This window comes from Streptomyces sp. NPDC059371 (assembly GCF_042751995.1).
Lineage (GTDB): Bacteria > Actinomycetota > Actinomycetes > Streptomycetales > Streptomycetaceae > Streptomyces.
Genome location: NZ_JBHYXD010000121.1, coordinates 1 through 8,757 on the forward strand (window position 1 = coordinate 1; position 8,757 = coordinate 8,757).

Here is an 8,757-nt window from a genome sequence, read left to right on the forward strand (position 1 = left end):
ACACCCCCCCCCCCCCCCCCCCGGCCCGAAGCCACCGCCGCGGCCTCACCCCCGGCCCCCCCCCCGGTTTTATAACTTGATACTTTGGCCGTACCCCCCCGGGCCGGGACCGCCCCCGGGCCACCGGAACGCCACTGACGAGGAGAGAACGGCGCTATGCCGAAGAACAAGTCGCACAGCGGTGCCAGCAAGCGCTTCAAGATCACCGGCTCCGGCAAGGTGCTCCGTGAGCGCGCCGGCAAGCGCCACCTGCTCGAGCACAAGTCGTCCCGCGTGACGCGCCGTCTCACCGGCACCGCCGAGATGGCCCCGGGCGACGCCGCGAAGATCAAGAAGCTTCTCGGCAAGTGACGTACCGGCGCCCAGGCGCCGCACGTCTGATCCGGGACCCCATCGATTTCGGGTCGTGTGAGTCCAACCACGGCCCCGCTACAAGGAGTTAAAAGTGGCACGCGTCAAGCGGGCAGTAAACGCACACAAGAAGCGCCGGGCGATCCTCGAGGCGGCCAAGGGCTACCGCGGCCAGCGTTCGCGCCTGTACCGCAAGGCCAAGGAGCAGGTCACCCACTCCCTGGTCTACAACTACAACGACCGCAAGAAGCGCAAGGGCGACTTCCGTCAGCTGTGGATCCAGCGCATCAACGCTGCGGCCCGCCAGAACGGCATGACGTACAACCGCCTCATCCAGGGTCTGAAGGCCGCCAACATCGAGGTGGACCGCAAGATCCTCGCGGAGCTGGCCGTCAACGACGCCAACGCGTTCACCTCGCTGGTCGAGGTCGCGAAGAAGGCCCTGCCGTCGGACGTCAACGCGCCGAAGGCCGCGTGACGCTGCGCTGGCTTCGGCCGGTGTGACTGAAGGACCCGCAGGTTCGCCTGCGGGTCCTTTGCTGCTCACGCCGCTGCGGCCGGCCGTTCGGGTGCCGCAGGGCGGGGGCTGATCGCGCAGTTCCTCGCGCCCCCAGGGGGTTGCAGTCACCCCCGCTGCCATGCGAGCCGCACGGATACCGGCCGCACGGATACCGGCCGCACAGATACCGAAGGTGAACCAGAACATGGCCTCCGCCAGCCCCGAGCTGATCTCGCCCCGTTCCCCCCGTGTCTCCGCCGCGCGGCGGCTCGCCAGGCGGAACTTCCGGGGCAAGGACCGGCTGTTCCTCGCCGAGGGGCCGCAGGCCGTCCGGGAGGCCGCCGCACACCGCGCCGACGGCACGGCCACCCTCGTGGAGCTGTTCGCCACCGTGGAGGCCGCGGAGCGCTACGCCGACATCATCGGCGGCGCCCGGCAGGCCGGCGCCCGGGTGCACCTCGCCGACGAAGAGGTGATCGCCGACATCTCGACCACCGTCACCCCGCAGGGCCTCGTCGGGATCTGCCGTTTCCTCGACACCCCCTTCGAGGACATCCTCAAGGCCCGGCCGAGGCTCGTCGCCGTCCTCGCCCACGTCCGCGACCCCGGGAACGCCGGAACCGTGCTGCGCTGCGCGGACGCCGCCGGTGCCGAAGCCGTCGTCCTCACCGACGCCTCCGTCGACCTCTACAACCCCAAGGCCGTACGCGCCTCCGTCGGGTCCCTGTTCCATCTGCCCGTCGCCGTCGGCGTGCCCGTCGAGCAGGCCGTGGCCGGACTCAAGGACGCCGGCGTCCGCATCCTCGCCGCCGACGGCGCCGGGGAGGACGACCTCGACGACGAACTCGACAAGGGGACCATGGGCGGCCCCACCGCCTGGGTCTTCGGCAACGAGGCCTGGGGGCTTCCGGAGGAGACCCGCGCGCTGGCCGACGCCGTCGTGCGCGTTCCGATCCACGGAAAGGCCGAAAGCCTGAACCTGGCCACGGCCGCGGCCGTATGTCTCTACGCGTCAGCCCGTGCACAGCGCGCCTCCACAGGGTGCCGCTCCGTCACCGGCAGCTAGTAGGGTGACGGGCCCGGGGGCCCTCTGCGCCAGACGAGAGGTGGGGTACGGGGATGAGTGTCGGCACGGGCGGTGCCCATGGCGCGCTGCGAGCGCGGGACGTGCGCGGCGCTTCCGCGCCCTGGCACGATGACACCGCCGGAGCCGGTCCGGGTCTCGGCATAGACCCCGACGACCTGCCCGACGGAATCGTCGTCGCCGACGAACACGGCCGGGTCGTCTGCTTCAACGCCGCCGCCGCCCGGATCACCGCGGTCCCCGCCGCCGAGGCCCTCGGCCGCCGCCTCGAAGCGGCCCTCCCGCTGGAGGACCTCGAAGGCCGGCGCTGGTGGCAGCTCACGGACCCCTACGGCGGACTCGCCATCCGCAACGGCCAGCCCGAACGGAACCTCCTGCTCCCCGGTGGCCGCGAGATCCTCGTCTCCGCCCGCTATGTGCGCACCCACCCCACCGGCCCGGTCCGCCGGGTCGTCGTCTGCCTGCGCGACACCGAGGCCCGCCGCCGCACCGAGCGCAGCCACGCCGAGCTGATCGCCACGGTCGCCCACGAACTGCGCTCGCCGCTCACCTCCGTCAAGGGCTTCACCGCGACCCTGCTCGCCAAATGGGAACGCTTCACCGACGACCAGAAGAAACTGATGCTGGAGACCGTCGACGCCGACGCGAACCGCGTCACCCGGCTCATCGCCGAGCTCCTCGACATCTCCCGCATCGACTCCGGCCGCCTCGAATTGCGCCGCCAGCCCGTCGACATCGGCGCCGCCGTCGGCCGGCACATCCAGGCCTACGTCGCCTCCGGCCAGCCCGCCGACCGCTTCCTGCTGCGCATCGAGCAGCCCCTGCCCGGTCTGTGGGCCGACCCCGACAAGATCGACCAGGTGCTCAGCAACCTGATCGAAAATGCGGTGCGCCACGGCGAGGGAACCGTCACCATCGACGTGGCACCCTCCACGTCCCCGCGCGAGCGGCCGGACGAGGAGGGCACGGCGAACGCCGTCACGTCGGTCACCGTGAGCGACGAGGGCACCGGAATCCCGGAGGAGTCCATGAACCGCGTCTTCACCCGCTTCTGGCGGGGCAGCAAGCGCGGCGGCACCGGCCTCGGGCTCTACATCGTCAAGGGCATCGTCGAAGCCCACGGCGGCACCATCACGGTCGGCCGCGCCCCCGGCGGGGGAGCGGAGTTCCGATTTACGCTGCCCGTGGGCACCCCGGCGTATCTGCTCTAGCGCCGCAGCGGCCCCCACGGGCGCCTCCGCACGGGAACACCGCCGGGACGCCCGTCCTGGGCGGAGCCTCACCCCCGTTAGACTCGGCCTTTGGCACCTTTGCGTCCACTCATCTGCGGACGATGCGTCTCCGAGTCGATGACGGGGACCCTCAGCCAGCCAACCGGAAGCACGGGAAGAGATGTCGGCACCTAATAAGTCGTACGACCCTGTAGAGGTCGAGGCCTTGAAACCGGAAGAGATCGAGCGCATGCGGGACGAGGCGCTCGCCGCCTTCGCCGCCGCCGGCGACCTCGACGCGCTCCAGGAGGCCAAGGTCGCCCACACCGGCGGCGCCTCTCCGCTGGCCCTCGCCAACCGCGAGATCGGCGCCCTGCCCCCGCAGGCCAAGGCCGCGGCAGGCAAGCTCGTCGGCCAGGCCCGCGGCGCTGTGAACAAGGCCCTCGCCGGCCGCCAGACCGAACTGGAGGCCGACCGGGACGCGCGCGTACTGGTCGAGGAGGCGGTGGACGTCACCCTGCCGTACGACCGTGTGCCGTCCGGCGCCCGGCATCCGCTGACCACGATGATGGAGCGGGTCGCGGACGTCTTCGTGTCCATGGGATACGAGGTCGCCGAGGGCCCCGAGGTCGAGGCGGAGTGGTTCAACTTCGACGCCCTGAACTTCGGTCCGGACCACCCGGCCCGGCAGATGCAGGACACCTTCTTCGTCCAGGGCCCCGAGGGCACCCACGGAGACGAGTCCGGTGTCGTGCTGCGCACCCACACCTCGCCGGTGCAGGCCCGCGCCCTGCTCGACCGGGAGCCGCCCGTCTACGTGGTGTGCCCCGGCCGCGTCTACCGCACGGACGAGCTCGACGCCACGCACACCCCGGTCTTCCACCAGATCGAGCTGCTGGCCGTCGACGAGGGCCTGACCATGGCCGACCTCAAGGGCACCATGGACCACATGGTCCAGTCGCTCTTCGGCTCGGACATGAAGACCCGGCTGCGCCCGAACTACTTCCCCTTCACCGAGCCGTCCGCCGAGATGGACATGCTCTGCTACGTCTGCAAGGGCGAGTCCGTCGGCAACCCCGACCGTCCCTGCCGGACCTGCTCCTCCGAGGGCTGGATCGAGCTCGGCGGCTGCGGCATGGTCAACCCCCGGGTGCTGGTCGCCTGTGGCGTCGACCCGGAGAAGTACAGCGGATTCGCCTTCGGGTTCGGCATCGAGCGGATGCTGATGTTCCGTCACAGTGTTGAAGACATGCGAGACATGGTCGAGGGTGACGTCCGGTTCACCCGGCCGTTCGGGATGGAGATCTGATGCGGGTCCCGCTTTCTTGGCTGCGGGAGTACGTCGACCTGCCGGCGACGGAGACCGGGCGCGACGTCCAGGCCAAGCTCATTTCGGCAGGACTCGAGGTCGAGACGGTCGAGCAGCTCGGCGCCGACCTCAAGGGCCCCCTGGTCGTCGGCCAGGTGCTCACCATCGAGGAACTGACGGAGTTCAAGAAGCCCATCCGCTTCTGCACCGTCGACGTCGGCACCGCCAACGGCACCGGTGAGCCCCAGGAGATCGTCTGCGGCGCGCGCAACTTCGCCGTCGGCGACAAGGTCGTCGTGGTCCTGCCCGGCGCCGTCCTGCCCGGCAACTTCGCGATCGCCGCGCGCAAGACGTACGGCAAGACCTCGCACGGCATGATCTGCTCCGGCGACGAGCTGGGCATGGGCGACGACGGCAGCGGCGGCATCATCGTGCTGCCGCCGGAGACCGAGCCCGGCAGCGACGCGATCGAGTTGCTCCAGCTCGTCGACGAGGTCCTGGACATCGCGGTCACGCCCGACCGCGGCTACGCGCTGTCGCTGCGCGGGGTGGCCCGCGAGGCCGCCATCGCCTACGGCCTGCCGCTGCGCGACCCCGCGCTGATCGACGTACCGGCCCCGAACGCGTTCGGCCACCCGGTGCGGATCAGCGACCCGATGGGCTGCGACCGCTTCACCGCGCGCACGGTGACCGGCCTCGACCCCGACGCCCAGTCCCCGATCTGGCTGCGCCGCCGGCTGCAGAAGGCCGGCATGCGCCCGGTCTCGCTCGCCGTCGACATCACCAACTACGTGATGCTGGAGCTCGGCCAGCCGCTGCACGCCTACGACCGCAGCCGGGTCCAGGGCACGATCGGCGTGCGCCGGGCCGAGCAGGGCGAGAAGCTCACCACGCTCGACGGCGTCAAGCGCACGCTGGACGCCGGCGACCTGGTGATCACCGACGACCGCGGCCCCATCGGCCTCGCGGGCGTCATGGGCGGCGCCCACACCGAGATCGACGACACCGAGGGCACCACCACCGAGGTCGTCATCGAGGCCGCGCACTTCGACCCGATCACCATCGCGCGCACGGCCCGCCGGCACAAGCTGGCCTCCGAGGCGTCCAAGCGCTTCGAGCGCGGCGCCGACCCCGAGGCCACCTCGGCCGCGGCCCAGCGGACCGTCGACCTCCTCGTGCTCCTCGCGGGCGGCACCGCCGACGCCGGGGTCACCGAGGTGATCGCGCCGTCCGCGCCGCACACCATCACCATCCCGGCGGACCACCCGGACAAGGTGGCCGGTGTCGCGTACGGCCGCGAGACCGTCGTACGCCGGCTCCAGGAAGTCGGCTGCGACGTCTACGGGCAGGACGAGCTGATCGTCACCGTGCCGTCCTGGCGGCCCGACCTGACCGACCCGAACGACCTCGCCGAAGAGGTCATCCGGCTCGAGGGCTACGAGAACCTGCCCTCCACGCTGCCCAAGCCCCCGGCGGGCCTCGGCCTCACCGACCGGCAGCGGCTGCACCGCCGGGCCGGCCGGGCGCTGGCCGGCGCCGGCTACGTCGAGGCACCGAACTACCCGTTCATCGGCGAGCACGTCTTCGACCAGTTCGGCCTCGCCGACGACGACCCGAAGCGCAAGGTCGTCAAGCTGGTCAACCCGCTCTCCGACGAGGAGCCCGCGCTCCGTACGACGCTGCTGCCGGGCCTGCTGCAGGCCCTGCGCCGCAACGACGGACGCGGCAGCCACGACCTGGCGCTCTTCGAGACCGGTCTGGTCTTCCACCCGCGGGAGGAACTGCGTGTCGCCGGGCGGCTGCCCGTCGACCGCCGTCCCACCGACGAGGAGATCGCGTCCCTGACCGCCGCGCTTCCCGCGCAGCCCCGGCACGCCGCCGTCGTCCTCGCGGGCGCCCGCGAGCAGGCCGGCTGGTGGGGCAAGGGACGCCCGGCCGACTGGGCCGACGCGATCGAGGCCGCGCGCGTCCTGGCCCGCGAGTCGGGGACCGAACTCCTCGTCCGCTCGGGTCAGTACGGGCCCTGGCACCCGGGCCGCTGCGCCGAGCTCGCGGTCGTCGTGGACGGCGCGGAGCAAATCGTCGGGTACGCCGGTGAGCTGCACCCCGGTGTCCTGAAGACGCTGGGCCTGCCCCCGCGCACCTGTGCGATGGAGCTGGACCTGGACGCGCTGGAGCGGGCGAGCTCGGGCCACCCCAAGGGCCCGAAGATCTCGACCTTCCCGGTCGCCACGCAGGACGTCGCCCTTGTCGTCGACAAGAGCGTCCCGCACGCGGACGTCGAGGCGGCCCTGCACGAGGGCGCCGGTGAACTCCTCGAGTCCATCCGGCTGTTCGACGAGTACGAGAGCGCCCAGCTCGGCGAGGACAAGAAGTCCCTCGCCTACGCGCTGCGGTTCCGTGCCGCCGACCGCACGCTGACCGTCGACGAGGCCTCCGCGGCCCGCGACGCGGCGGTGGCGCTCGCCGCGGAGCGCACGGGCGCCGTGCTGCGCGGAGCCTGACGGCTCCAACGGGTTGCGCCGGGGAACCGTGCGCCGTGTTCGCGGATCGTTCCGCGACCGGGGCGCACGGTTCCCCGCTCCCGTTTCCGGGGGTTCCCAGGCCCCCGTGGGGGGTTTCCCCGGCCTCTGTGCGAGGCTTCCCCGGCCCCTGCCTGCATAAATGCGGCTGTCCGAAGACACCTCACTCATTTGGGTGACATGTCCTGGTGACCCTGCCCGGCCGGGTCGGCGCTCGACAGAATCGGAGCGGTCTCTCCGAGGCCGTCTGCGCTGTCAGTGCCTATTGGGGGGCCAATCGGCATGATCCGTAACAAGGCTGGGGCTCCCCGCAGGGCGACGCTCCGGACGCACTCGCGGGCCCCGGCCGGAGCGGTCCCCGGACCGCGTCGCTGCCGCGACCGGCTGAGGGCCGGATTCGACCGGGCTGTACGCGGTCGCAGATCCCGCCCCGGATCCCTCCGCGAAGACCGCGGACGCGGCCTCCTCGGCCACCGGGTCCCGCGCACCGCCGCCCGGCCGCCGCTGCGCCGGGCGGTGAACCTGGGGCTGCCCGCGGTCTGGGGCGCGCTGGCGATCTCGTACAAGATGGCCTGTCCGCTCGCGCAGGAGAACGGGATCGGTGCCCGCGTCGTCACCAGCGCCGTCTTCCTCGCGGTCGGAGCCGGTCTGATAGTCCACATCAGAAGAGCGCTGCTGCGCGAACTCCGGCAGATCCGCAGGATCGCGGGAGCCGCGCAGAACGTCCTGCTGCGCCCGCTGCCGCCGCGCATCGACGGGCTGGACATCGCCGCGGCCCAGCTCTCCGCGGACCACGGCGCGAGCATCGGCGGCGATCTGTACGAGGCGATCGCCACCGAGCACGGCGTGCGGGTCGTGATGGGGGACGTCCGCGGGCACGGACTGGGGGCCATCGGCACGGTCGCCGCCGTTCTCGGCAGCTTCCGCGAGGCCGCGCACGACGAACCCGAACTCGGCGGTGTCCTCAGAAGACTCGACCGGGCGCTGGCCCGGCACCTGCGCGAGCGGGACCGGGCCGAACACGCCTTCGCCGGGCCCGAGTCCGACCACCACGCCGCCGAGGAGTTCGTCACCGTCCTGCTCCTGGAGATCCGCGGGGACGGCGAGGTGCACGCCCTCAACTGCGGCCATCCCTGGCCGTATCTGCTGACCAGGGGCCGCGTCCGGCCGTTCGTGCGCGCCGAACCGCTGCCCCCGCTCGGGCCGTTCCCGCTGCCCGCCCGCCTGTCGGCGGAATTCTGCGGCCGGCTCCGGCCCGGCGAGGGGCTCTTCCTGTACACCGACGGCGCCGAGGACGCGCGGGACGCCCGGGGCCGGTTCTTCCCGCTGCTCCCCGCGCTCGCGGCGGCCGTCCGCGACGGGCCCGTCGAACCGCAGGCCGTGCTGCGCGCGGTGTTCACCGGCCTGCTGCGCCACACCGGCGGCCGGCCCGACGACGACGTGGCCCTCCTGGTCCTGCACAACGACCGCCGCCCCCTCGCCCTGAACCACGGCCGTGTCTCCCAGCACGTGCCCCGCTGAGCCGTGTCCGCAACGTCCCGCCTGCCCGGTCGATCCCGGGAACGACCGGCCACGGGACCCACTCCCGGACGTCCGGAGTCCCGCGGCCGACCCGGCCGGACCGGCTCTGCCGTCCGCCCGGCCACGGGGTGTCGGGCCCGGGGCCCGGGGGGCGGGCCCCGCGAGCGGGGTGTCTGCCCGCGGGGCGCGGGGGGGCGGGGGTGCGGGGGGGTGACACGGTGGCGGCCAGCAGCCCGGGGGGGGGGGGGGGGGGTGGGCGC

At 72.5% G+C, this 8,757-nt stretch carries 7 protein-coding genes; all 7 read left to right on the plus strand.

Annotated elements, in window-relative coordinates:
• The first annotated feature begins 156 nt into the window (after positions 1-156).
• Complete coding sequence (rpmI, locus tag ACFXGX_RS38380; RefSeq protein ID WP_006374321.1) at positions 157-351, plus strand: 50S ribosomal protein L35; 195 nt, start codon at positions 157-159, stop codon at positions 349-351.
• Between the two features lie 94 nt (positions 352-445).
• Positions 446-829 carry a 50S ribosomal protein L20 gene (gene rplT, locus ACFXGX_RS38385; protein WP_261702876.1) on the plus strand — a complete coding sequence of 128 codons (384 nt, stop codon included), beginning with the start codon at positions 446-448 and terminating at the stop codon, positions 827-829.
• A gap of 226 nt (positions 830-1,055) precedes the next feature.
• On the plus strand, positions 1,056-1,916 hold the full coding sequence (locus ACFXGX_RS38390) for a TrmH family RNA methyltransferase (RefSeq protein WP_384801499.1): 861 nt from the start codon (positions 1,056-1,058) through the stop codon (positions 1,914-1,916).
• Positions 1,917-1,969: 53 nt separating this feature from the next.
• A complete protein-coding gene (locus tag ACFXGX_RS38395) occupies positions 1,970-3,145 on the plus strand; it encodes an ATP-binding protein (protein ID WP_384801502.1) in 1,176 nt (391 codons plus the stop codon).
• A 181-nt stretch (positions 3,146-3,326) separates the two neighbouring features.
• Positions 3,327-4,454: a phenylalanine--tRNA ligase subunit alpha gene (gene pheS / locus ACFXGX_RS38400; protein WP_384801505.1), complete on the plus strand. Its 1,128-nt coding sequence runs from the start codon at positions 3,327-3,329 to the stop codon at positions 4,452-4,454.
• Entirely contained in the window at positions 4,454-6,958 is a 2,505-nt protein-coding gene (gene pheT, locus ACFXGX_RS38405; RefSeq protein ID WP_384801508.1) for a phenylalanine--tRNA ligase subunit beta, read from the plus strand. Before pheS ends, pheT begins: the two co-directional genes overlap by 1 nt.
• A 540-nt stretch (positions 6,959-7,498) precedes the next feature.
• Positions 7,499-8,497: a PP2C family protein-serine/threonine phosphatase gene (locus ACFXGX_RS38410; protein ID WP_384801561.1), complete on the plus strand. Its 999-nt coding sequence runs from the start codon at positions 7,499-7,501 to the stop codon at positions 8,495-8,497.
• Positions 8,498-8,757: the final 260 nt, after the last annotated feature.

What these genes read in the sequence shown, in the direction of transcription:
- pheT (WP_384801508.1), top strand. Translation starts at nt 4,454, where the DNA reads ATGCGGGTCCCGCTTTCTTGGCTGCGGGAGTACGTCGACCTGCCGGCG.
- pheS (WP_384801505.1), top strand. Translation starts at nt 3,327, where the DNA reads ATGTCGGCACCTAATAAGTCGTACGACCCTGTAGAGGTCGAGGCCTTG.
- ACFXGX_RS38390 (WP_384801499.1), top strand. Translation starts at nt 1,056, where the DNA reads ATGGCCTCCGCCAGCCCCGAGCTGATCTCGCCCCGTTCCCCCCGTGTC.
- rpmI (WP_006374321.1), top strand. Translation starts at nt 157, where the DNA reads ATGCCGAAGAACAAGTCGCACAGCGGTGCCAGCAAGCGCTTCAAGATC.
- ACFXGX_RS38395 (WP_384801502.1), top strand. Translation starts at nt 1,970, where the DNA reads ATGAGTGTCGGCACGGGCGGTGCCCATGGCGCGCTGCGAGCGCGGGAC.